Source organism: Streptomyces sp. NPDC040589, from assembly GCF_055594445.1.
In genome coordinates, this window is sequence record NZ_JBVIWP010000002.1 from 1 (window position 1) to 23,475 (window position 23,475).

Below are 23,475 nucleotides of genomic sequence, written 5' to 3' on the forward strand. Positions count from 1 at the left end.
TTCATCACCACGATCATCTGCATGCGCGCCCCGGGCATGACGATGTTCCGCATGCCGATCTTCGTGTGGAACGTGCTGCTGACCGGTGTGCTGGTGCTCCTCGCCTTCCCGGTCCTGGCCGCGGCCCTGTTCGCGCTGGAGGCGGACCGCAAGTTCGGGGCGCAGATATTCGACTCCGCCAACGGCGGGGCGTTGCTGTGGCAGCACCTGTTCTGGTTCTTCGGCCATCCGGAGGTGTACATCATCGCGCTGCCGTTCTTCGGCATCATCTCCGAGGTCATTCCGGTCTTCTCCCGTAAGCCGATGTTCGGTTACACGGGTCTGATCAGCGCGACGATCGCGATCGCGGGTCTGTCCGTGACGGTGTGGGCGCACCACATGTACGTCACCGGCGGTGTGCTGCTGCCGTTCTTCTCCTTCATGACCTTCCTCATCGCGGTCCCGACCGGTGTGAAGTTCTTCAACTGGGTCGGCACCATGTGGCGCGGCAGCCTGTCGTTCGAGACACCGATGCTCTGGGCGATGGGCTTCCTGATCACGTTCGTGTTCGGCGGGCTCACGGGTGTGCTGCTGGCCTCGCCGCCGATCGACTTCCATGTCTCCGACTCGTACTTCGTGGTGGCCCACTTCCACTACGTCATCTTCGGGACGGTCGTGTTCGCGATGTTCTCCGGCTTCCACTTCTGGTGGCCGAAGTTCACCGGCAAGATGCTGGACGAGCGCCTCGGCAAGATCACCTTCTGGACGCTGTTCATCGGCTTCCACGGCACGTTCCTGGTCCAGCACTGGCTCGGCGCGGAGGGCATGCAGCGGCGGATCCCCGACTACCTGGCGGTGGAGGGCCTGACGACGCTCAACACGGTGTCGAGCATCTCCTCGTTCCTGCTCGGCATGTCGATGCTGCCGTTCTTCCACAACGTCTGGAAGACGGCGAAGTACGGCGAGAAGGTGACGGCCGACGACCCGTGGGGCTACGGCCGCTCCCTGGAGTGGGCCACCTCCTGCCCGCCGCCCCGCCACAACTTCGTCGCCCTCCCCCGGATCCGCAGCGAGTCCCCGGCGTTCGACCTGCATCATGCGGACGTCGCGGCGGCGGAGCGGGAGCTGACGCTCCGATGACCGCGATGAAGGGTCTCCCTGTGGACATGCGGGTCTTCCATCACGAGGTCGAGGGCCATCTCCTCGCCGCCGCGGCGCGCGAGGAGGCCCGCACGGCCGCCGAGCGCTTCGCCGCCGGGCTCGACTGGCTGCCCGATGCTCAACGGCAGGAGGTGGAACGGCTGTTCGCCGCGGAGCACCTCGCCCTCACCCGTGCCTCGTGGCAGCGGACGGTCCACCGCGGGGAGGAACTGCGGGGCGAGTACGAGGCGGCGTACCGCGGGCTCCGCGCCCGGCTGCTGGCCGCACTGCTGCTGGGAGTCACGCTGGTGGTGGCCGTGAACCTCGTGGTCCTGGTGTCGGGCTAGTCCGCTCAGTCCCGCGTCGCGGGTCGCAGGACCTCGATCAGGCTGGCGTAGCTGTCCTGTCCGTGACCCGCCGCGGCGGCCTTCTCCATGGCGGTTTTCAGCAGCTCGGGCAGCGCGTTGTCGATGCCCCGGGCCGCCGCCGCGTGGATGAGGTGGTCGATGGCCGCGATCTGCACGTCGACGGTGGCGTCGTCGCCCGGGTAGCGGCCCTCGTCCACCTGCGGGGCGTACGTGGTGAGGAAGCCCGCTACAGCGGTCAGCCAGCGGATCGCGACGGGGGTGAAGTCGCCGGCGGGCGTCCCCTCGGCGCCGACCAGCGCCGTGCCGTGCAGCCAGCCGGTCATGGTGGACCACATCAAGCCGAGCAGCGCGGCGTCGTAGAGGGAGGCGAGGCCGGGGTCGGTGCCCAGGTACAGGGGGTCGCCGAGGGCCGTCAGGGTGGGGCGGTGAGTTTCGAAGACCTGCCGGGAGCCGCTGTACAGGAACATCATGGCGGGGTCGCCGACGCCGGGCGGGGTGGTCATGATGGCGCCGTCGAGGTAGTCGGCCCCGTGGGACCGGGCCCACTCGACGGCCTGGTGGGCCTGCTCGGGAGAGCCGGAGGTGAGGTTGACCAGGGTTCTGCCCGCGAGGTCGACGGCGGCCGGGTCGAGGACCGTGTACAGCGCCTCGTAGTCCAGCACGCAGGCGATGATCAGCGAGGAGGCGTCGATCGCCTCCTGGGGCGTGGCGGCCAGGCGGGCGCCACGCTCGACCAGGGGCCTGGCCTTGTCCGGGGACCGGTTCCAGACCGTGGTCGGGTGGCCCCGGTCCAGCAGCGCGGCGGCCAGGGCCGAGCCCATCGAGCCCAGTCCGAGAACGGTGACGGCCTGCTGTTCTGCGTTCATGCCCAACTCCTCGTGAAGCGTACGTAGGTGATGCGTGATCACGTACGGCAACGCTCGCAGGGCGCGAAGATCGGGAACAGTGACAGTAGTGACGGCGTCCACCAAATTCCTGCCATACGCTTCGGGGCATGGGTGCTGGTTCCGTCGCCGTGGTCGTGACCGAGGAGATCGGGGTCCCGTCGTGGGATCTGTACGAACTGAGCATCCCCTGCACGGTGTTCGGCAAGCCGCAGCCGGATCTGGCCGATCCCTGGTACGACCTGCGGCTCTGCGGGACGGGTGCGGGGGCGCGGGAGGGTGCGGAGGGGCACGGGCTGACACTGCGGACCCGCTACGGACTCGACGACCTGGCGGACGCGGACACGGTCATCGTGCCCTCGGTGCCCGACCCGTGCGTCGACGAGGGCAGGCCACTGCCGGAGGGTTTGGTCGCGGCCCTGCGGCGCGCCCATGACGCGGGTGCCCGCATGGTGTCCCTGTGCACCGGAGCCTTCGCGCTCGCCGAGGCGGGGCTGCTCGACGGACGCCGCGCCACCGCCCACTGGATGCACACCGACCGGCTGGCCGAGCGGTACCCCAAGGTGCGGGTCGACGAGTCGGTGCTGTACGTGGACGACGGCGATGTCCTCACCAGCGCCGGGCTCACCGCCGGCCTCGACCTGTGTCTCCATCTGGTGCGGCGCGACCTGGGCGCGCACGTCGCCAACCAGCTGGCGCGCCGCATGGTGGTGCCCGCTCACCGGCCGGGCGGGCAGGCGCAGTTCATCGAGCTGTCGGTGCCGCCCAGCGACGACGAGGGGCTGGCTCCCGTCCTGGAGTGGGCGAGGGCGAACCTCGACCGGCCGCTGACGGTCGCCGATCTGGCGCGGCGGGCCTCGATGAGTCCGCGTACCTTCTACCGGCGCCTCCAGGCTGCGACCGGGACGACACCTCTCCAGTGGCTCCTCGACCAGCGGCTCGGGCGCGCCCGGTCACTGCTGGAGTCGACGGACCTGCCGATCGAGAAGGTCGGGGAACTGAGCGGCCTCGGCACGGCCAACAACCTCCGTCACCACTTCCTCAAGCACCTCGGGGTGTCGCCGGGCGACTACCGGCGGGCCTTCCCGGGGACGCCCACCGGCGGACGCGGCCGGACACGGGTCTGACTCACGTCCGGGGAGTCCAGCCCGGCGGGCGCAGGATCCCCAGCAGCTGCCGGACCAGTTCCTCGACCACCTCGTCCAGCGTCGCGTCCACCCACCCGGCGCTCCAGTCGTGCAACAGCCCGTTGACGCTGCCGATGAAGCCCGTCGCCGCGAGGCGGTAGTCGCGGGGTGCGGCCTCCCCGCGTGCGGCGGCCGCTTCGGCCTCGGCGCAGATGAGGCCGACCCAGCCGGCCCGGCGGGCGAGCCGCTGCTCCTCCATGCGCGGGCTGACGCCGATGATCTCGACGAACGTGATGCGGATACGGCGCGGATCGGCCGCGAGGTTCCCGGCGTAGGCGCGGAAGATCGCCGTGGCGCGCTCGACGAGCGGCAGTTCGGCGGATGCCGCCGCGGCCTCCAGGACCGCCGCCTCGGCCCAGCCGTTGACCTGGAGATGCAGCGCGGCGAGCACGTCCTCCAGGGTGCGGAACTCCTCGTAGAACTGGCGCGTGGACAGTCCGGCCGCCTCGCTGAGCGCCGCGACCGTGGTGGAGCGGAAGCCGGGGGTGTCGCCGAACAGCCGGAGCGCGGCGTCGAGGAACCGCCGGCGCCGCTCGGCCTGCCGCTCCTCGGCTGTCTTGCCGCCGTAGCGGCCGGTCGGCGCTCTGAGTCTGCCCGGCACCGGCTCTCCCTTCGTGGTTCGAACACCGATTTTGTCGTGCACGCGCTCTTGTGGAGAAGGCCGCCCCTTCCTTACTTTTCAGTAAGTTCATTCTGAAACCACGTGTGTTCAGATTCCAAGGAGCAGTCATGCCTGCTTTCCGACGACGGCACCTGTGCTCCGTAGCCGCCGCCCTCGCCCTGACCTTCACCGTCCCCGCGACCGCTGCCCATGCGGACGCCCCGGCCGCCTCCGCCGCGCTGCGCGAGGTGCTGTTCGTGGGCAACAACTGGGAAGGCACCGCCGATGTCATCAGGTCCACCGGCGACTTCGCGAAGATCGGCCGGATCGACGTCGTCCCCGACAAGGACGAGCGGATGGCGGAGATCAACGCCGATCCGATCCGGTGGATCGCCTTCATGACGATCCGCAACAGCGTCGGCGAGGGCCACGACCAGTTCGTCGACGACATGTACTCCACGCCGGACGGGAAGTCGGTGGTGGTCTCCCGGCCGAGCTTCGCCGACGTCGTCTCGATCGACCTCGCCTCCGGGCGGATCAACTGGCGCTTCCCGGTGTCCGGTTTCCGCGCCGACCACATGGCGGTCTCCCCCGACGGCAAGCGGGTCGCGGTGTCGGCGTCGACCGGCAACTCCGTGCACGTGCTGGACATCGAGACCGGCAAGCAGCTCGGCAAGGCGGCCACCGGGGACAAGCCGCACGAGAACATCTTCACCAAGGACGGCAAGTACATCTACAACATGTCGATCGGCGAGGTGAACACGCAGACCGACGCCCCGTGGCTGGACTGGACGAAGGGCGACCGGCGCATCACCGTCATCGACGCGACCACGTACCAGCAGGTCAAGGTCATCGACATGCGCCAGCGCCTGGACGCGATCGGTCTCAAGGACCACTCGGACGCGGTCCGGCCGGCCGTGTTCTCGCCGGACGAGTCGAAGCTGTACTTCCAGGTGTCGTTCTTCAACGGCTTCTTCGAGTACGACCTGGCCACCGACAAGATCACCCGCACGAAGACCCTGCCGAAGAACCCGGCGACCAGCGACGACCGCACCACGTTCGTCAACGACTCCCGCCACCACGGCCTCTCGATGAGCCCGGACGGCCGCAAGCTCTGCGTCGCGGGCACCATGGACGACTACGCCACGGTCGTCGACCGCGCCACCCTCCAGGAGGGCCCGCTCGTCACCGCCGCCAAGCCCTACTGGGCCACGGTCAGCGGTGACGGCAGAAGTTGTGTGGTCTCCGAGAGCGGCTCCGACCAGGTCACGGCCATCGACTTCGCCACCGGGAAGAAGGTCGTGTCCGTGCCGGTCGGAGACCACCCGCAGCGCGTCCGGCTCGGCCATGTGGAGGCCGGCTGGACGAGCCCGGCCGGCTAGTCGACCTCCTTCGCGGCCCATGTCGCCAGCTCGGAGCGGGCCGCCTTCAGCAGGTCCGCCGAGGGGGCCGTCGCCCCGTTGGTCACCAGCGCGTAGTGCAGGACGCCCGAGTCCGGCGCGGTGAGCAGCAGGCGGCGGCTTCCCGTGCCGCCGGGCTCCTGCGCCACGCCGACCGGGGTCGTCGAGGTGTACGCCGGCGGGGCATGGGCCGTGCCCAGGTCGGAGACGACCGTGGTGGACGAGGTCGGGAAGCTCGCCGGCAGGTGCAGTTCGGTGGGCGCCGAGCCGCCGTCCGAGCGCCACAGCAGCAGCCCGTACTGCCCCGATCCCACGAGCCGTTGTACGTTCGGCAGCGAGCTCGGCACCGGGTTCCAGGTCAGCGTCGTCGAGCCGTCCCGGGAGCGGTCCTCGTAGGTGAAGCCGACGGTTCTGCCGGCCGTGGCAGTCGGGTAGAGGCGGTCCAGGAGCCGGGCGTCCTGGCGCAGCACGGGCTTGCCCGAGTCGTCGAGGCGTACGGCGGACAGGTCCTCGTCGTTCCAGGCGTCACCGGTGGTGAGCACCTTGTCGGGGTTGCCGTTCATCAGCTCGCGGTGCCGGCCGTTGTAGATGTCCCACTGCCACTGCGAGCCGGAGAGCACGGGTCCCGAGGTGGCCGGGTCGGACCACCAGTCGGCGCCTTTCAGGCGGGAGTCGAGGGCCTGGTACATGGCCTTGAGGACGGTCGGCGCCTTGTCGGAGACGTTGCCGGCCAGCGGGTGCCCGAACTCGCTGACCACGGCGGCGGTCTGCGCGGAGGCCGCCCGGTCGCGGACGGTACGGAAGTCGTTCGCGTACTGGCCGTCGGCCGCCTTGCCCCACATGAAGACGCCAGAGATGGCCTTCTGGTCGTAGAAGTGGGTGTTGAACACGTAGCGCGGTCCGAGGGTGCCGGCGTCCAGCAGGCCGCCCTCCTGCTTCTGGAAGTCGAGGTTGGCGTTCCAGAAGAGGTTCGGCTCCACGAGGGCGGGCTTGTCCCGCCAGCCGGCCGTGTCCATGCGGGCCCGGAACTTCTCGTAGAACGGCCACAGCACGTCCTTCTCCCAGGCCCGGCTGGTCTGCCCGGAGTCGTGGACGCCGGCGTGCGGCTCGTTGTAGGGGTCGAAGCCGACGACGCCCTTGAACCGGTCGGCGTCCAGGTGCTGCCGGACGTACGCCATGGTCTTCTCGGCGGTGGCGAGGAAGGCGTCCTGCACGCCGTGAGCGTTGTGCCAGAAGTCGTACGAGGCTCGCTTCACGGCCTCGTTCTGGGTGATGTTCTGCCCCCAGAAGAGGCAGATCCCGCAGGACTCGTCGGGGTAGTTCCCGGCGTCCACCGCCCACTTGGGTGCGCCGTCGCCGGTGTACCAGCTGTCGGCGTCGAACAGGTGCCGGGAGTAGAGGTCCTGGTGGAAGTCGGGGTAGACGCGGATGCCGGCGTCGAGGAAGGCCCGCATCTGGTCGGTGGCGGCGGCGAGGTAGGCCGTGTCCACCTTGCCGCGCTCGGGCTCGGCGTACGCCCAGGAGAGCAGGAAGCGGACGGTGTTGCCGCCGCCGAGGGCACGCAGGGCGGTCGCCGACTTCTTCGCGTCGGCGACCGAGGCGAAGGGCAGGCCGCCGTTCTCCGCCAGCTTGGTCTCGCCGGAGACGTTGTAACCGCGGAGCACGATCTCGCGGCCGGAGGCGTCGGTGAAGCGGCCGTTCCGCACGGTGACGGTCGGGTCGTCGAACCAGAGGGAGCCGGGAGGGGGCGCGGCGGTGGCGGGCGGGACGCCCGCCACCGTCACGGAGCCGAAGAGGACAGCCAGGACAACCAGGAGACGTGCCTGAATAGTTGGCATGTACACTACAGTCCGGCCATTTCAGGACACCGTCAACACCCCTGACTCTGGAGTAAGTTCCCTCTGGGCCGGCTCGCACACGTCATCCGGCCATCCTTCGTGTCACATTCAACAAGTACTCCTTCCTGTTCAGCGGGTTGTGGTCGGTGCGCGGGCGCCTCGGAACCGTGCCGTGCGTGACGGGCGCGTAGTGGTCGAAGACGCTCTCCAACTCGCCCTCGCCACGGGTGAGCCCGGGCAGCCGCTGTTCCAGTTCGTGCACCCGCGCCGCGGGCACCGTGCCCGCCAGGACGCATCCGGCGCCCCGGGTCTCGGTCGTCCGCGGTACGGCGGTGAGCGCGGCCAGCACCGGCAGCAGCGCGCCGAGGGTGTCCGCCGGGGCCTCGACACGGAAGCGGTGCATCGGCTCGTGGACGCGGGTCCCGGCCCGCCGCAGCGCTTCGAGGAGCACCAGCGGGGTCAGACCGCGGAAGTCGGCGCCGGTGCTCGACATGCTCTTGTCGAAGCCCTGGTGGGCGTGGCTCTGGCGGGGTGAGTAGCCGCTGTGCGTCATGGTGACGGTGCAGTCGGGGATCCGCCAGCCGTGCGGGCCCTGGTCGAGGGTCTCGCGCACGGTGTCCTCGACGGCCTTGAAGAAGGCGTACGGCATGGAGCCGAGCTCCACCTCCAGCCGGAAGCAGACGCCGGAGCCGACCGGTGCGGGATCGACGCGCAGGCCGACCGTCGCGAGGAACGGGTTGGCGTCCTTCTTGTTGAACTCCACGGCCTGCCCCGTGCCGACGAGCCGCTCGACGCACAGGGGTGTGGTCTCGCGGAAGGTGACGCCGAGCCCGTACTCCTCGGCGAGGGTGGCCTGGATGACCTCCTTCTGCACCTCGCCGTACAGGGACACGGAGGTCTCCTGCCGCCGTTCGTCGTGGCGCAGGCCGATCAGCGGGTCCTGTTCGGCGAGTTGGGTGAGCGCGAGGTGCAGTGCGCCGCTGTTCACGTCCGGGCCCGGGACGACGACGGTCTCCAGGGTGGGCGGGGCGAAGAAGTGCTCGTACGCCTTGCGGGGTTCGCCGATCGCGTCGCCGATCCTGATGTCGCCGAGACCCCAGAGCCGGGCGATCTGTCCGGCGACGACGGCGTCCCCTCGGGTGTCCGTCCCCTGCCCGAAGACGCTGATCGCGGTGATCCGGCCTTCGGCGCCGTCCGTTCCGAACGGGATCCGGTCGCGGGTGCGCAGGGTGCCGGAGAACAGCCGGGCGTAGGCGGCCTTCTCCCCCGCCGGGCCCCGCTCGACCTTGAACACGGTCCCGGAGAGCGGCCCGTCCGCGTCCCCGTCGGCCGGGGGCAGCAGTTCCTCGATGCCCGCCAGGAGCGCGTCCACACCGGCGCCCGTGGCGGCGGAGCCGAAGAAGACGGGGTGGACCAGGGCCTCCCGGGTCCGGGCGACGAGGGAGGTGTGCAGGAGGGCGTCCGTGACGGTGTCCTCGACGTACGCGGACAGCAGCGTGTCGTCGTGGCCGGCGAGGACGTCGAGCGCGGCCGGGACGGGACCGGGCGTGAAGCGAGCCCGGCGCGTGCCGAGGCCGGTGGCGGTTCCCATCGGCACGATCGCGGGTGTCAGCCGGGCCGAGATCGCCCGCAGCACCTCCTCGTACCGTGCGCCGCGCCGGTCGATCTTGTTGACGAAGAGCAGGGTCGGGATGCGCAGCCGCTGGAGCGTCCGCATCAGCACCCGTGTCTGCGCCTGCACTCCTTCGACGGCGGAGACGACGAGCACGACGCCGTCCAGCACGCCGAGCACCCGCTCCACCTCGGCGATGAAGTCCGGGTGGCCGGGGGTGTCGATCAGGTTGACCGTCACACCGTCGAGGGGGAAGGAGACGACGGCGGACTTGATGGTGATGCCGCGCTGTCGCTCCAGCGCGAGGGTGTCGGTACGGGTGTTCCCGTCGTCGACGCTGCCGATCTCGTCGATCACCCCGGCCGAATGGAGCAACCGCTCGGTCAGGCTGGTCTTACCGGCGTCGACATGGGCGAGGATTCCAAGGTTGAGCACGTGCACGAAGCGTCATGTCCTTCGGAGAGAGGTCCGTTCCTGACTGGGGGGACATGAACGCAGTGCGCATCTGCTGCTCCTCGGGACTCGGTGACGTCGCTGTCCCGTGCAGTGCAGCAGAAGGGCCCGAGGGGGCACAACGGAATTAAGGGCCTTCCGATGGATCTCCGCAGGAGAAGGAGCGGAACGTGCGTGACATCCTTCCGGCGCTGGGCCGCTGGTACGCGGCCCGGCTCCCGTTCGGCCTCGCGACGGTCGTCGAGGTCAGCCGCAGCGCGCCGCGCGACCCGGGTGCGGCGATGGCGGTGGGCCCGGGCGAGGAGGTCGTGGGGAGTGTGTCCGGGGGCTGTGTCGAGGGTGCGGTGTTCGAGCTGGCGCGGGACGTCGTGACGAGCGGCGAGGCGCGTCTGGAGACCTTCGGCTACAGCGACGAGGACGCCTTCGCCGTCGGCCTGACCTGCGGCGGCGAGATCACGCTGCTGGTGCGTCCCGTGACGCCCGAGCGGGACCCCGTCTTCGGCGCGGTCGCCGGCTCGGTCGCCACGGGCGAGCCGGTCACCCTCGCCACGGTGACCGACGGCCCGGCGCCGCGCGGGGCGACGCTCGCCGTCTGGCCGGACCGGGTCTCGGGCACGCTCGGCGCGAGCGGCCTGGACGCGGCCGTCACCGCCGACGCCCGCGGCGAGCTCGCCCTGGGCGCGACGGGACTACGGCACTACGGGCCGCGGGGGCAGCGCCGTGAGGACTCCGTCAGTGTGTTCCTGGAGTCCTTCGCCCCGCCGCCACGGATGCTGGTCTTCGGCGCGATCGACTACGCCGCGGCCGTGGCCCGCATCGGGGACTTCCTCGGCTACCGGGTCACCGTCTGCGACGCCCGCCCCGTCTTCGCCACGCCCCGGCGCTTCCCCGCGGGCGTCGAGGTGGTCGCCCAATGGCCGCACCGCTATCTGCGCAACACGGACACCGACGCGCGCACGGTGATCTGCGTCCTCACCCACGACCCCAAGTTCGACGTGCCGCTGCTCCAGGAGGCCCTGCGCCGGCCGGCCGCGTACATCGGGGCGATGGGCAGCCGCCGCACCCACGCCGACCGGGCGCAACGGCTGGCCGAGGCCGGCCTCACGGAACACGAGCTGTCCCGGCTGCGCTCACCGGTCGGCCTCGATCTCGGGGCCCGTACCCCCGAGGAGGTGGCGGTTTCCGTCGCCGCCGAGATCGTCGCACTGCGCTGGGGCGGCAGCGGCGCGCCGCTGACCGCGACGGAGGGGGCGGTGCACCCGCACCGCTTCTCCTGATCACCGTTGCCGCGCCCGGTCAGGTCGCTGCCGAGCCGGGTTCGTACGATCGTGTCGCCGTCAGGACATCAGCGAAGGGAATCCCATGATCTTCATCACCGCAAAGTTCCGGGTCCGTCCCGAGCACGCCGACCGCTGGCCCCAGATCACCGCCGACTTCACCCGGGCGACGCGCGCCGAGCCCGGCTGCCTGTGGTTCGACTGGTCGCGCAGCGTGGAGGACCCGACGGAGTACGTCCTGGTCGAGGCGTTCCGCGACGACGAGGCCGGGGCCGCCCATGTGCAGTCCGCGCACTTCAAGGCCGCGCAGCAGACGCTGCCTCCGCATCTGGCCGAGACGCCGCGCATCGTGAACGCCGACATCCCGCAGGACGACTGGTCACTCCTCGGGGAGATGGCGGTCCCGGGACAGGAGTAGCTCCCTGCCCAAGCGCCGACGATCAGCGCGCTCACGGGCATGACCGCCACGGCTGCCCGCTCCGTCCGCGGGGCGGGGTACCGCCCGCGCGCATGAGCCGTAGGTCGCAGCGGGCCCCCTCTTGCCTCGGGCGGCAGGGCACCCGTACGCTCACCGCCGTACCGACTGGACGGTATGCCGTCGAGGAAAGTCGCCGGCCGTGCCGGCCGCCAAGCCAACGCGACCGTCGAAGGAGCCGCCGGAGATGAGCACGATGAACCGCCAGATACGCCTGGCCGCACGCCCCGTGGGAGAGCCTCGCCCCACCGACTGGGAGCACGTCGAGGAGCCGGCCGGGCAGCCCGGCGACGGGGAGTTCCTGGTGCAGGTGCTCTGTCTGTCGATCGACCCGGCGATGCGCGGCTGGATGAACGCGGGCCGGTCCTACATCCGCCCGGTGGAGATCGGCGAGGTGATGCGCGCCGGCGCGGTGGGAAGGGTGATCGCCTCCCGGCACTCCGGATTCGCGGTCGGCGACCATGTGTCGGGCTCGTTCGGCGTGCAGGAGTACTGCGTGTCGGACGGACGCGACGTGACCAAGGTCGACCCGGCGGCGGCCCCCTTGCCGACGTATCTCGGCACGCTCGGCATGTCGGGCCTGACGGCCTACTTCGGCCTGATCGAGGTCGGGCGTCCCGAGCCCGGGCAGACCGTCGTGGTCTCCGGAGCGGCCGGGGCCGTCGGCAGCGTCGTCGGGCAGATCGCCAAGATCCTGGGCTGCCGGGTCATCGGTATCGCCGGCGGCGAGGCCAAGTGCCGGCTGGTGGTGGACGAGTTCGGGTTCGACGCCGCGATCGACTACCAGAACGAGGACGTCCGCAAGGCGCTGCGCGAGCACGCCCCCGACGGCGTCGACGTGTACTTCGACAACGTCGGCGGAGACGTTCTGGACGCCGTGCTGCTGCGGCTGGCGCGCGGCGCCCGCGTCGTCGTCTGCGGCGCCATCTCCCAGTACAACAGCACCAAGCCGCAGGGCCCCGCCAACTACCTGTCGCTGCTGGTGAACCGCGCCTCCATGACGGGCATCGTGGTGTTCGACTACGCCGAACGGTACGCCGAGGGCATCGCGGAGATGGCCACGTGGCGGGCGGAAGGCCGGCTGAAGTCCCTGGAGCACGTGGTGTCCGGCTCGGTCGCGGAGTTCCCCGAAACCCTGATGCGGCTGTTCCGTGGTGACAACCACGGCAAGCTGGTGCTGAAGATCGCGGACTGACCGGGCCGAAGGGAGGGAGAAATCCGATGAAGGCACTGACCTACCAAGGCCGTCACGACATCCGCTACGGGGATGTCCCCGACCCGGCCGTCACCAGCCCCACCGACGCGGTGGTGCGAGTGACCGCGGCCGGCATCTGCGGCAGCGACCTGCACATCTACGGCGGCAACGCGTTCAGCCCGGAACTGGGCTACACACCGGGACACGAGTGCGTCGGCGTGGTGGTCGACACCGGCGGCCAGGTCACCCGGTTCAAGCCCGGCGACCGGGTTCTGGTGCCCGCCTCCGCCGGCTGTGCGCACTGCCGGTCGTGCGCGGCCGGGTTCACCGCCCGGTGCGAGCGCGCCAAGTCGAGCACGGAGCTCTGCTACGGAGTGAGCCCGCAGCTCCAGGGCAGCCAGGCCCAGGTCCTGGCCGTGCCCTACGCCGACGTGAATCTGGTGCACGTGCCCGAGGACATCTCCGACGAGGCCGCCGTCGTCCTCACGGACAACGCCCCCACCGCCTGGTACGGCTGCCGCCGGGCCCGCATCCAGCCCGGCGAGACCGTCCTGGTCATCGGCCTCGGCCCGGTCGGCCTCATGGCCGCCCAGTCCGCCTTCGCGATGGGCGCGGCGCGGGTGCTGGGCGCGGACCTGGTCGCGGAGCGCCGCGACTTCGCCGCCGGCCTGGGCGTCGAGCCGATCGAGGGTGACGACGCGCGGTCGGCCGTCCGGGACCTGACCGCCGGCCGCGGGCCGGACGCCGTGGTGGAGGCCGTGGGCTCCGACGCCACCATCGAGCTCGCCCTCAAGGCCGTCCGGCAGGCCGGCCGGGTCAGCGTCATCGGGGTCAGCCAGAGCAAGGCGTTCCCCTTCCACATGGGACTCGCGCAGATCAAGGAACTGGAGTTCGCCATCGGGCTGTGCTCGGTGCACTACGAGCTCCCTCCCCTGATCGCCCTCACCCGGGCCGGCCGGATCCAGCCCGAGGTCGTGGTCTCCCACCGCTTCGCCCTCTCCGAAGGCCCTGCGGCGTACGAACTGTTCGCCGGCCGATCCGACGGCGTCCGCAAGATCCTTCTGGACCCGACCCAGTGAGCCTTCCGGCCTTCACTTGTTAAGCCTTCAGTCAGCCTCCTAGGGTGAGCCCCTCGGACACTGGAGGTCGCCATGTCACAGCGCGACGAAGCCGCCCGGCAGCCCCGTCCGCGACTGCTGCCGCTCCCCGAAGAACAGTGGGACGCACGGACCCGGGAACTGCTGGCCATCGCACCCCACGACCCTGGGGACCGGATCCCGAACATCTTCACCACGCTCGTGCGCCATCCCGATCTCTACGAGCAGTTCATGCCCTTCGGCGGCCAGTTGCTCCTCAGCGGCCGACTGCCGGAAGAGCTGCGCGAGTTACTCATCCTGCGTACCGCGTGGAACACCGGCGCACGGTACGAGTGGGGACGGCACGTTCCCCTGGCCAGGGCCGCGGGTGTCACGGACGCGGACATCGACCGCATCACCGAGGGGCCGGAAGCACCCGGCTGGACGGACCTCCGGAGGCACCTGATCCGGGCGGCGGACGAGCTGAACCGCGAGGCGACGATGTCCGACGCGACCTGGGAGGCTCTGGCCGATCACTTCGGCGACGCCGAACTGATCGAGATCGCCATACTGGTGGGGCAGTACCACATGGTGGCCTTCTTCCTGAACGCCACCGGTGTGGAACTGGACCCCGGTTTCGACCGCACTGGCTTCGCGGAAGGGAAAGGAACCGCGGGCGGGCTCAGTGCCGTATGACGCGCGGCCGGGAGATCCGTCGTCGCCCCGCGTCGACGTGAGTGCGAGCACCAGCGTCTCGTGGGCGGCCCGCGCGATGTCCGCCAGGCGGGTGCGAGCGGAGTCCGGTTGATACTGCAGGAGCACACCGCGAGCGATGCTCTCCACCAGGACCGACTGTGCGACCGCGTCCAGGTCCGGGCGGATGCTTCCGTCCGCGATCCCCCGCCGGATGTCCTCCTCGACGCCGGTCCGCACGAGGCTGAGATGCTCGGCCGACACGCCCTTGATCCCGTCGGCGCTGCCGCCCGCCTCGACGAGGAGCACCGGCAACGCGCGCGCCCGTAGCCCCGGCTCGGGCTTGGGCTCGGCCGGACGGGCGAAGAACTGGTCGAGCTTGGCCAGTACGGCCTCGAGCCCGCTCATCCGCGGGTATCCGGGCCGGGCCCGGAGCATGTCGATGAACGTCTCGCGGATATCGGCGACCACGGCCTCCACGAGCCCCGCTTTGGAGGTGAAGTGGTAGTTGACCATGCCTCGGCTGACTCCGGCACGGCCGCCGACCTTCTTCACCGTCGGACCGCGGTAGCCCTCCTCCGCGAGGATCTCCACCGCCGCCTTCAAGAGCCCGCGGCGGGAAGCCTCTCGCTGCTCGTCACGCTGGATCGAGGGGCGTGCGGCCACCTCGGTTGGTTCGCTCATCGGACGGGCAGTATGCCGGGCACGCCCCCGGACACGCCGACGCCGTTCCCCGCACGAGGCGCCCACTGAATCAGGGCCGCGAGTCGTCGCCTACCGGCCGGCGGCCCCACGCCGAGATCATCGGTGACGTGGCGAGGTCGAGGCGCCCGGCCGCGATGTTGGCCAGGTGGCGCTCGATCTCCTCGTCCGTGGCGAGGCCCTCGGCGACGAGTTTGTCGCGTACCTGCTGGACGGTGGCCGTCTCGAGGATGTCGCACGCGGGCGAGGCGATCGGGAAGTACGCGTCGGCCTCGACGTCGGCGAGGCCGGCCTCGCGCAGCAGGCGCGGCAGCCTGCGTCCGTAGGAGAGGTCGCCACCACGCTGCCGCAGCAGCCGGCGGAAGCCGTGGCGGAGCCGGTTGGCGAGCTCCTGCTCGGGACCGTGCTCGTCGGGGCAGATCAGCGGTTGCAGGGCGGGGTCGGCGTCCTCGATCAGCAGCCGGCCGCCGGGGCGCAACGCCTGGACCATGGTGCGCAGCGCGGCATCGCGCTCGGCCACATGGACCAGGACGAGACGGGCGTGGACCAGGTCGAAGGGCCCGGCCGGGGGCTCGTCGCGGCCCACGTCGTGGCGGAGTACCTCCACTCCCCCGGTGGCGGCGGTCTGCGCCCAGGAGACGTCGATGTCGGTGGCGAGCACGCGTCCGCGCGGCCCGACGCGTTCACGGAGCCACGCGGCGACGCTCGGCCCGCCGGCCCCGACCTCCCAGCATCGCCATCCCTCGTCGATCCCGACGGTCTCGAAGTGCCGGAACGTCGAGGCGTCGAAGAGGGCCGCCAGCGCGTCGAGGCGGGTACCGGCCTCGACCTGCCGGTTGTCCAGGAGATACCCCTTGTCCTGCCCCATGCGCCGATCATGTCACGGTGGCTTCCACAACCGTCAGGCCCGTGGCGGCAGCCGGTGCAGTTCCACCTCGGTGAGCCGGCCGTCCGCGGCCGTGGCGGTCATGTAGGTGCAGTGGGGCCGGCGGCGGCGGTCCGTCGGGGAACCCGGGTTGAGCAGGCGCAGGCCGGTGGCGGCCGTGGTGTCCCAGGGGATGTGGCTGTGCCCGAAGACCAGCACGTCGAGGTCGGGGAAGCGGGCGGCGCAGCGCTTCTCCCGGCCCTGGGCGGGTCCCGTCTCGTGGATCGCCCCGAAGCGCAGCCCGCCCAGTTCCGCGTACGCCACCTCCGGCAGCCGGGCCCGCAGGTCCGGTCCGTCGTTGTTGCCGTACACGGCGACGAGCCTGCGGCAGCGGCTCTCCAGCAGGTCGAGGGTGGCCGTGTCGACCCAGTCCCCGGCGTGGAACACGACGTCGGCGTGCGGAAGTTCGGCCAGCAGCGGCGCGGGCAGTTCCCTGGCCCGTTTCGGCAGGTGGGTGTCGGACATGAGGAGCAGACGCACGCCCTCAGCCTAGAGGCAGCGGCCCGCTCCGCCCCGGAACCGACTTGACCGCGAACAGACAGACAGCGCAGCTCAGTTGCCGTGTCGACCGAGATGATCACGGCCAGGTCTCGAAAGGTGAGGCAGCGTTGCCTACCGGGTTAGCATCGGGCAACACGCAGTAAGACAGGACGTCTACGGCAAGCGACCCGAAGGGGCCCGGAAACCCGATGCCGGTCAAGGTCAGCGTCATCATCCCCGTCTACAACCCGGGGATCTACATCGAGGACTGCATCACCTCGCTGCAGAGGCAGTCCCTGCCTCCCGAAGAGTACGAGGTGATCTTCGTCGACGACGGCTCCACCGACGCCACCCCGGCCCGGCTCGACGTGCTCGCCGCCGAGGACTCCCGGATGAAGGTCATCCACCAGGAGAACTCCGGCTGGTCGGGCAAGCCGCGCAACGTCGGCATCGCCGCCTCCAGCGGCGAGTTCGTCATGTTCGTCGACAACGACGACTACCTGGGCGACGAGGCCCTGGAGCGGATGTACGACTACGGCGTGGCCAACGGTGCCGACGTCGTCGTGGGCAAGATGGCCGGCAAGGGCCGCGGCGTGCCGGTGGAGCTCTTCCGCCGCAACCACCCGCGCGCCACCGTCGAGAACGCCCCGCTCATCGACAGCCTCACCCCGCACAAGATGATCCGCCGTGCCTTCCTCGACCGCACCGGCCTGCGCTTCCCCGAGGGCAGACGGCGCCTGGAGGACCACGTCTTCATCGCCGAGGCGTATCTGCGCGCGGAGAACGTCTCCGTGGTCAGCGACTACGTCTGCTACTACCACATCCGGCGGGACGACAGCTCCAACGCCGGCTTCGAACGCTTCGACCCCGCCGGATACTTCAAGAACCTCCGCGAGGCCCTCGACGTCGTCGAGCGGTACACCGAGCCCGGCCCGGTGCGTGACAAGCTCTTCCGCCGCTGGCTGCGCGTGGAGATGGTCGAGCGGCTGCGGGCCCGGCGCTTGCTGAACCTGCCGGACGACTACCGCAAGGAGCTGTTCGGGGAGATCCACGAGGTCGTCGTCGAACGGTTCGGTCCCGGTGTCGCGGAAGGGCTGCAGCCGACGCAGCAGGTCGTCGCCGCGCTGACCACGGCCGACCGGTACGACGACGTCGTGTCCTTCGCGGAATGGGAGGCCGGCATCGCGCCCAAGGCGGCCCCCGCGCACGTGGAGTGGCGGGACGGCTCCCTCAGCATCGGCTTCACGGCCGAGTACACGTCCGGCGGCGAGCCGATGACCTTCCCCGCCGACGCCGAGGCGGCCCCGCTGAACGACACGCCCAAGGATGTGACCGAGGCGGTGGAGTGGGTGGCCTCGGAGACGGCCGCCCGCTTCGGGCAGGCCACGGCCGATCTGCTGCTGCGGGAGCGTTCCAGCGCCGCGCAGTTCTTCCAGCCGGTGACGTTCACGCGCGAGACCGTGCCCGTCGGGGACGGCGAAGAGGTCCGGCTGGTGCTGCGGGCGACCGCCACCGTCGACCCGGCCGGCCTGCCCGGTGGCGGCGTCTGGGACGCGGTCGTACGGGTCAAGCTGGGCGGCTGGACCAAGGAGTGCCGGCTGGGCCCGGCCCCGCGGGCGACCCGGCCCACGCCGGACGTGGGACTCGTCGGCGACCGGCCGGTTCTGCCGTACTGGACGGAGCCGCACGGCAACCTCTCCCTGCAGCTCGGCGCGCGGGGCAAGCGGCTCGGTCTGGGCAGCGTGCAGCCGATGGACGTCACCGTCTCCGGGGACCGTTTCCGTGCCCCGCTTCCGCTGCATGTCGAGGGTGACAGCGAGGTGCCGCTGAGGTTCGTCTCCTCGAGCCGGATCCTGGACGCGTCCGGCACGCTCTCCCCCGCTCCGGACGGGCGCGGGGCGGTGCTGGAGGCGGCGATGCCCGCCAAGGACCTCTCGCGTGACACCTGGCGGGTGGCTCTGTGTCTGACCCCGGGCGCCGACCGGCCCCGCTTCACCGGGTTGCCGTTCGCGCTGCGCTCCGCCGACGGTCAGGTGCTGGTCGTGCCGGTGCCGGGGCCCGGTGTCGCGCTGCGGCTGGCGCGACGGGCGCGGCGGGCGGTCGGTACCGCGCGTCGGAAGGTGGTTTCCCGTATCAGGATCGGAGGGCAGTGACAGCATGCGACCACTGGGGATAGAGGGCGCCTGGATTCTGGAGCCCAAGATCTTTCCGGACGACCGGGGCAGCTTCCACGAGTGGTATCGCGGCGAGGAGTTCCGCGAGGCCACGGGCCACGATCTGGCCCTGGCCCAGGCCAACTGCTCGGTCTCCCGGCGCGGCGTGCTGCGTGGTGTGCACTTCGCCGACGTGCCGCCCAGCCAGGCCAAGTACGTCACATGTGTGCGCGGTGCCGTCCTGGACGTGGTGATCGACATCCGGGTGGGCTCCCCCACCTACGGCCAGTGGGAGGCCGAACGACTCGACGACGACACCCGCCACGCGGTGTTCCTCGCCGAGGGGCTGGGCCACGCGTTCATGGCACTCACCGACGAGGCCACGGTGGTCTATCTCTGCTCCACCGGGTACGCCCCGGAGCGTGAACACGGCATCCACCCCCTCGATCCGGCCCTCGGCATCGCCTGGCCCGAGGGCATCACCCCTCTCCTCTCCCCGAAGGACGAACAGGCCCCGACCCTGGCCGAGGCGGAACGCCAGGGTCTGCTGCCGTCGTACGAGACCTGCCGTGCGTACTACGAGGAGTTGCGGGCCGGCCGGGGAGACGGCTGACGCCCGGGTGACGCGGCGGGTGTGCCTGGCTCAGCGAATCTGGGCGCGGCGCACCCCACCGCTCAGGTCCGGCACGCGATGGGCGCTATGAGCCCGGGCCCGCGACGCCTGAGCCGGAGGCCAGTCGAGATGGCCGACTTGCGGCCCGGGGGGGCTGAGGGGCGCGGCGGCGCCGAGGCCGGAACCCGCCGCATGCCGCGAGCGCTGCCCGGGCGGCAGCCCCGGCCCGCCGCGTAAGCGGCCGACCGAAGGCGATCTCGCGCCACGCGGCGAGGCACGTTCCACGCCTACAGGAGGCGCAACGGCCCCGGACAGGTGCCCGTGGCGCGCCCGGAGGCCGACCGCGACGCACAGCGAGTGATGACACACACGACAAGGGGGGGGGCGCCCCGCGTCCGCGGGGAACCACGCCGGGCCGGCTCGGCGAGCAGCGGCGCACGACCGGTGCCCGAGGCGCGAAGCAAGCGCTGCCCCGCACCATGCCGGCCCCGCCGACCGCGCAGCGGTCCCGAGGCTGATGCCCCGACACACCGGGAGGCAGTCACCGCGACACGTCGCAGGCACGGGTCGGCCGCGCCTCGGGCCGGTCCCGCCGACCCGAGGAAAAGGTGACGGCGCCGGTCGCCCCGGGCGGCGGCCGGCGCCGTGGCGTCAGCGGCTGACGCCCACCTGCTCCAGGGACTTGCGCAGGGGCTCCCAGCCGATGCGGCGCGGCAGGCCGCGGTTGCGGGCCTGGGTGAGGGGGCCCCAGAAGCCTGCCTCCAGGAGGGTCTCGGGGCGTACCGCGCCGGCCCGTTCGAGGATCGCCTCGGGGACCTTCTGCGGGTCGGGCACCTTGTACTCGGCCATGATCTCGTCGTACTTGTCGTGCAGGACCCGGTTGTTCGGGTCGGCGCCGAAGACGACGAGCTGGCCGGTGGGGGCGGTGTCCACCTGGATCGTGACCAGGTCGGGGCGGTAGCGCGCCAGAACCTCGGTGATCTTGTAGACGTCACCGGTCCAGGCGTTGGTGTGCCGGTCCCGGGCCGCCTCGTCCACGCTGCGCGGCAGCATGTCGTCGAAGACGATCACGCTGGACCAGTCGGAGTGCTTCTCGACGTTCATGAAGTCACGCAGGGCGTACTCGAAGATGTGCATGCCGTCGATGAACGACAGATCCAGCGTGGTGCGGCGCCAGTAGCCGATCGGGCTGCGGCCGCGGCGCAGGTTGCGCAGCGGGTGACGGCCGCCCTTGAGGTGCTGGAGGGGGTTGTCACGGGCGAAGAAGTCGTCACTGGTGGCCTTCACCAGGTGGACATCGCACTTCAGCTCCGAGACCACCTTGAAGGCGGGGTCGATCGCGATGCTGGGGACGCGGGACAGGCGCAGGCTGCGCCCGTCGTTGACGCCGATCTCCAGGTAGTTGCGATTGGCGCTGACCTTGTGCAGTCCCCGGAGGAACTCATGGCGTTTCACGAAGTGGGACCTTCCTTGCGGATGCGGGGCAGTGCTTCGTGCAGGGCGGAGCGCCACTCGCGCGGCGGGGGCAGGCCGATCTCCTGCCACCGGCCGTGTGCGAGGGCGCTGTACGCCGGGCGGGGCGCGGGCCGGGGGAAGGCCGCGCTGCTGGTGGGGCGCACCCGGTCCGGGTCGGCGCCGAGAAGGGAGAACACCTCGCGGGCCAGCTCGTACCAGGTGGCCTCGCCGGCGTCGGTGGCGTGGAAGACGCCGTGCGCTTCGGGGCCGAGCCGGGGTCCGAGGTCGGCGATCCGCTCGGCGACGTCCGCGCTCCAGGTGGGCTGCCCGCGCTGGTCGTCGACGACGTCGAGGGTGTCGCGGCGGGCTTCGAGACCGATCATGGTCCGCACGAAGTTAGTGCCGTGGACCCCGTAGAGCCAAGCCGTGCGCACGACCGCGCTCGACCCGGGCAGTTCCTCCAGCACGGCCCGCTCGCCGGCCAGCTTGGTGCGGCCGTAGGCGGTGCGCGGGGCCGTCGGATGGTCCTCCGGGTAGGGGGCCGTGCGGGCGTCGCCGGAGAAGACGTAGTCGGTGGAGACGTGGATCAGCCGGGCGTCATGCGCGGCGCAGGCCCGGGCCAGCAACCGCGGTCCGTCGCCGTTGATCTCCAGGGCGCGGGCCTCGTCGGTCTCGGCGTCGTCGACGGCCGTGTACGCGGCGCAGTTCACGACGAGGTCGGGGCGGTGCTCCCGCACGGCCGTGTCGACGGCCTCGGGGCGCGTGATGTCCAGGGCGGAGCGGTCCAGGCCCACCACGTCCTCGCCGCGCCGGGTGAGTTCCTCGACGACGTCGTGGCCGAGCATTCCGCCCGCTCCGGTGATCAGCCACCTCATGCGCGCTCCTGGGCGACGCGCCGCTTCAGGGGCTCCCACCACGCACGGTTGTCGCGGTACCAGGCGACGGTCTCGGCCAGGCCGGTGGTGAAGTCGTGGCGTGGGCGGTAGCCGAGTTCGTCGCGGGCCTTGCTCCAGTCGACGGAGTAGCGCAGGTCGTGACCCTTGCGGTCCTCGACGTACTCCACCCGGTCCCAGTCCGCGCCGCAGGACTGAAGGAGCAGGCCGGTGAGTTCCTTGTTGGTGAGTTCGGTGCCGCCGCCGATGTTGTAGACCTCGCCGGGCCTGCCCTGGGTGCGGACGAGGTCGACGCCCTGGCAGTGGTCGTCGACGTGCAGCCAGTCACGGACGTTGCGGCCCTCGCCGTACAGGGGCACCGTCCCGCCGTCGAGGAGGTTGGTGACGAACAGCGGGATGACCTTCTCGGGGAACTGGTGCGGGCCGTAGTTGTTGGAGCAGCGGGTGACGCGCACGTCCAGGCCGTGGGTGCGGTGGTAGGCGAGGGCGAGCAGGTCGGAGGAGGCCTTGGAGGCCGAGTACGGCGAGTTCGGCTGCAGCGGGTGGTCCTCCGGCCATGAGCCGGACTCGATGGAGCCGTAGACCTCGTCGGTGGAGACGTGCACGAACGAGCCCACGTCGTAGCGCAGGGCGGCGTCCAGCAGGGTCTGGGTGCCGAGCACGTTGGTGCGGACGAAGTCGGCGGCGCCGGTGATGGAGCGGTCCACATGCGACTCGGCGGCGAAGTGCACGACCTGGTCGGCGCCGGCCATCAGCTTGTCGACGAGTTCGGCGTCGCAGATGTCGCCTTGGACGAACTCCAGCCGGGGGTGGGTCAGTTCGAGGTTGTCGAGGGTGCCGGCGTAGGTGAGCTTGTCCAGCACGGTGATGCGCGGCGCGTCGGGCGCGTCCGAGGCGAGCAGCGCACGGACGTAGCGGGAGCCGATGAACCCGGCGGCACCGGTGACGAGGAGGTTCATGAAGTGATCTGCACCTTGCTGTGGTCTCCGAGGACGAGTCGGTGGGCGCTGGGGACGCTGGGGGCCGGGGTCACCTCGACATGCCGGCCGATCAGGGAGGACTCGATCCGGCCGACGCCCTGGATCGAGGAGTCCCGCAGCACGATCGAGAATTCCAGTTCGCTGTCGGTGATCCGGCAGTTCTCCGCGATCGAGGTGAAGGGACCGACGTAGGAGTCGCTGACGAGGGTTCCCCTGCCGATGACGGCGGGCCCGACGATGCGGGAGTTGACGATCCGGGCGCCCTCTTCCACGACCACCCGTCCGATGGTCTGCGAGGCGTCGTCCACAGCGCCGTCGATGCGGCGCTCCATGGCTTCGAGGACCATGCGGTTCACCTCGAGCATGTCGCCGACGTTGCCGGTGTCCTTCCAGTAGCCCTTGATGACCGTGCTGCGCACGTCGGCGCGGGAGTCGATCAGGTGCTGGATGGCGTGGGTGATCTCCAGCTCGCCGCGCCAGGACGGTTCGATGGCGCGCACGGCCTCGTGGATCACGGGCGTGAACAGATAGACGCCGACCAGGGCGAGATCGCTCTTGGGCTGGTCGGGTTTCTCCTCCAGGCCGATCACCTGGCCGGACGGGTCGAGTTCGGCGACACCGAAGGCGCGTGGGTCGGCCACGCGCGTGAGCAGGATCTGGGCGTCGGGCCGGCTGTCGCGGAACTCCTCGACGAGGTCGGTGATGCCGCCGACGATGAAGTTGTCGCCGAGGTACATCACGAAGTCGTCGTCGCCGAGGTAGTCCTGGGCGATCAGCACCGCGTGGGCCAGCCCGAGGGGCCGCTCCTGGGGGATGTAGGTGACCTTCAGGCCGAACTTCGACCCGTCACCCACCGCTTCCTCGATCTCGGCGGCCGTGTCCCCGACGATCATGCCCACGTCGGTGATGCCGGCCTCGGCGATCGACTCCAACCCGTAGAAGAGCACGGCCTTGTTGGCCACTGGCACCAGTTGTTTGGCCGACGTGTGTGTGATCGGCCTCAGTCTTGTTCCTGCGCCGCCGGACAGCACGAGAGCCTTCATTCGGTTCACCTTAGTCGTGATCCGGCGGATGTGAACATCACTTCTTTTGGTTG

General features: G+C 70.8%; 21 protein-coding genes and 1 pseudogene. 11 read left to right on the forward strand and 11 right to left on the reverse strand.

The features are described 5' to 3' along the window. Both ACZ58V_RS06980 and ACZ58V_RS06985 read left to right on the forward strand, forming a co-directional pair. On the forward strand, nucleotides 1–1,119 hold a 1,119-nt coding region (locus ACZ58V_RS06980), incomplete at its 5' end, for a cbb3-type cytochrome c oxidase subunit I (RefSeq protein WP_471288774.1). A gap of 5 nt (nucleotides 1,120–1,124) precedes the next feature. Continuing rightward, nucleotides 1,125–1,466 carry a hypothetical protein gene (locus ACZ58V_RS06985; protein WP_468186058.1) on the forward strand — a complete coding sequence of 114 codons (342 nt, stop codon included), beginning with the start codon at nucleotides 1,125–1,127 and terminating at the stop codon, nucleotides 1,464–1,466. A 5-nt stretch (nucleotides 1,467–1,471) separates the two neighbouring features. Here ACZ58V_RS06985 and ACZ58V_RS06990 read toward each other — a convergent pair whose 3' ends face one another. Further along, entirely contained in the window at nucleotides 1,472–2,353 is an 882-nt protein-coding gene (locus tag ACZ58V_RS06990; RefSeq protein WP_471288776.1) for an NAD(P)-dependent oxidoreductase, read from the reverse strand. 149 nt (nucleotides 2,354–2,502) lie between these two features. Here ACZ58V_RS06990 and ACZ58V_RS06995 point away from each other — a divergent pair, with 149 nt between their 5' ends. After that, nucleotides 2,503–3,498: a GlxA family transcriptional regulator gene (locus ACZ58V_RS06995; protein WP_471289913.1), complete on the forward strand. Its 996-nt coding sequence runs from the start codon at nucleotides 2,503–2,505 to the stop codon at nucleotides 3,496–3,498. Between the two features lies 1 nt (nucleotide 3,499). Here ACZ58V_RS06995 and ACZ58V_RS07000 read toward each other — a convergent pair whose 3' ends face one another. Beyond that, nucleotides 3,500–4,159 (reverse strand): TetR/AcrR family transcriptional regulator, encoded by a 660-nt coding sequence (locus ACZ58V_RS07000; RefSeq protein WP_468186052.1) that lies wholly within the window; start codon nucleotides 4,157–4,159, stop codon nucleotides 3,500–3,502. A gap of 128 nt (nucleotides 4,160–4,287) precedes the next feature. Between ACZ58V_RS07000 and ACZ58V_RS07005 the strand changes: the two genes are divergently transcribed. Continuing rightward, complete coding sequence (locus ACZ58V_RS07005) at nucleotides 4,288–5,541, forward strand: YncE family protein (protein ID WP_471288778.1); 1,254 nt, start codon at nucleotides 4,288–4,290, stop codon at nucleotides 5,539–5,541. Here ACZ58V_RS07005 and ACZ58V_RS07010 read toward each other — a convergent pair. Further along, the gene (locus tag ACZ58V_RS07010) at nucleotides 5,538–7,397 is read right to left on the reverse strand and encodes a cellulase family glycosylhydrolase (RefSeq protein ID WP_471288779.1); all 1,860 of its coding nucleotides are present in this window, start codon (nucleotides 7,395–7,397) and stop codon (nucleotides 5,538–5,540) included. The two genes, ACZ58V_RS07005 and ACZ58V_RS07010, sit on opposite strands and share 4 nt — an antisense overlap. Before the next feature lie 82 nt (nucleotides 7,398–7,479). Continuing rightward, nucleotides 7,480–9,450 (reverse strand): GTP-binding protein, encoded by a 1,971-nt coding sequence (locus ACZ58V_RS07015; RefSeq protein WP_471288780.1) that lies wholly within the window; start codon nucleotides 9,448–9,450, stop codon nucleotides 7,480–7,482. A gap of 182 nt (nucleotides 9,451–9,632) precedes the next feature. Between ACZ58V_RS07015 and ACZ58V_RS07020 the strand changes: the two genes are divergently transcribed. The 5 genes from ACZ58V_RS07020 to ACZ58V_RS07040 all read left to right on the forward strand — a co-directional run bounded on the left by ACZ58V_RS07020 (nucleotide 9,633) and on the right by ACZ58V_RS07040 (nucleotide 14,181). After that, a complete protein-coding gene (locus ACZ58V_RS07020; RefSeq protein ID WP_468186042.1) occupies nucleotides 9,633–10,739 on the forward strand; it encodes an XdhC family protein in 1,107 nt (368 codons plus the stop codon). A gap of 85 nt (nucleotides 10,740–10,824) precedes the next feature. Next, complete coding sequence (locus ACZ58V_RS07025) at nucleotides 10,825–11,157, forward strand: putative quinol monooxygenase (protein WP_468186039.1); 333 nt, start codon at nucleotides 10,825–10,827, stop codon at nucleotides 11,155–11,157. A gap of 244 nt (nucleotides 11,158–11,401) precedes the next feature. Next, nucleotides 11,402–12,409: an NADP-dependent oxidoreductase gene (locus ACZ58V_RS07030; RefSeq protein ID WP_468186036.1), complete on the forward strand. Its 1,008-nt coding sequence runs from the start codon at nucleotides 11,402–11,404 to the stop codon at nucleotides 12,407–12,409. A gap of 26 nt (nucleotides 12,410–12,435) precedes the next feature. Continuing rightward, the gene (locus ACZ58V_RS07035; RefSeq protein ID WP_468186033.1) at nucleotides 12,436–13,488 is read left to right on the forward strand and encodes an alcohol dehydrogenase catalytic domain-containing protein; all 1,053 of its coding nucleotides are present in this window, start codon (nucleotides 12,436–12,438) and stop codon (nucleotides 13,486–13,488) included. Between the two features lie 249 nt (nucleotides 13,489–13,737). Next, the gene (locus tag ACZ58V_RS07040) at nucleotides 13,738–14,181 is read left to right on the forward strand and encodes a carboxymuconolactone decarboxylase family protein (RefSeq protein WP_471289915.1); all 444 of its coding nucleotides are present in this window, start codon (nucleotides 13,738–13,740) and stop codon (nucleotides 14,179–14,181) included. A 477-nt stretch (nucleotides 14,182–14,658) separates the two neighbouring features. Here ACZ58V_RS07040 and ACZ58V_RS07045 read toward each other — a convergent pair. The 3 genes and pseudogenes from ACZ58V_RS07045 to ACZ58V_RS07055 form a co-directional block, all read right to left on the reverse strand. Further along, nucleotides 14,659–14,862, reverse strand: a pseudogene (locus tag ACZ58V_RS07045) (TetR/AcrR family transcriptional regulator); the annotation flags it as partial. Between the two features lie 70 nt (nucleotides 14,863–14,932). After that, a complete protein-coding gene (locus ACZ58V_RS07050; protein WP_471288782.1) occupies nucleotides 14,933–15,748 on the reverse strand; it encodes a methyltransferase domain-containing protein in 816 nt (271 codons plus the stop codon). A 33-nt stretch (nucleotides 15,749–15,781) separates the two neighbouring features. Next, a complete protein-coding gene (locus ACZ58V_RS07055; RefSeq protein WP_468186025.1) occupies nucleotides 15,782–16,285 on the reverse strand; it encodes a metallophosphoesterase family protein in 504 nt (167 codons plus the stop codon). Between the two features lie 209 nt (nucleotides 16,286–16,494). Here ACZ58V_RS07055 and ACZ58V_RS07060 point away from each other — a divergent pair, with 209 nt between their 5' ends. Both ACZ58V_RS07060 and rfbC read left to right on the forward strand, forming a co-directional pair. After that, nucleotides 16,495–18,438 (forward strand): glycosyltransferase family 2 protein, encoded by a 1,944-nt coding sequence (locus tag ACZ58V_RS07060; RefSeq protein ID WP_471288783.1) that lies wholly within the window; start codon nucleotides 16,495–16,497, stop codon nucleotides 18,436–18,438. A gap of 4 nt (nucleotides 18,439–18,442) precedes the next feature. Beyond that, nucleotides 18,443–19,051, forward strand: a complete 609-nt coding sequence (rfbC, locus tag ACZ58V_RS07065; RefSeq protein ID WP_468186020.1) for a dTDP-4-dehydrorhamnose 3,5-epimerase — start codon at nucleotides 18,443–18,445, stop codon at nucleotides 19,049–19,051. A gap of 651 nt (nucleotides 19,052–19,702) precedes the next feature. On the opposite strand, the gene ACZ58V_RS07070 is transcribed toward rfbC, so the two are convergent. Genes ACZ58V_RS07070 through ACZ58V_RS07085 form a run of 4 tightly spaced genes read right to left on the reverse strand, consistent with a single transcriptional unit; the run spans nucleotide 19,703 to nucleotide 23,422 of the window. Continuing rightward, nucleotides 19,703–20,506 (reverse strand): class I SAM-dependent methyltransferase, encoded by an 804-nt coding sequence (locus ACZ58V_RS07070; protein ID WP_215116788.1) that lies wholly within the window; start codon nucleotides 20,504–20,506, stop codon nucleotides 19,703–19,705. Further along, nucleotides 20,503–21,381, reverse strand: a complete 879-nt coding sequence (rfbD, locus tag ACZ58V_RS07075) for a dTDP-4-dehydrorhamnose reductase (protein WP_468186017.1) — start codon at nucleotides 21,379–21,381, stop codon at nucleotides 20,503–20,505. Before rfbD ends, ACZ58V_RS07070 begins: the two co-directional genes overlap by 4 nt. After that, entirely contained in the window at nucleotides 21,378–22,358 is a 981-nt protein-coding gene (rfbB, locus tag ACZ58V_RS07080) for a dTDP-glucose 4,6-dehydratase (RefSeq protein ID WP_471288786.1), read from the reverse strand. The genes rfbD and rfbB overlap by 4 nt, the downstream gene beginning before the upstream one ends. Then, the gene (locus ACZ58V_RS07085) at nucleotides 22,355–23,422 is read right to left on the reverse strand and encodes a glucose-1-phosphate thymidylyltransferase (RefSeq protein WP_189721960.1); all 1,068 of its coding nucleotides are present in this window, start codon (nucleotides 23,420–23,422) and stop codon (nucleotides 22,355–22,357) included. The genes rfbB and ACZ58V_RS07085 overlap by 4 nt, the downstream gene beginning before the upstream one ends. Nucleotides 23,423–23,475: the final 53 nt, after the last annotated feature.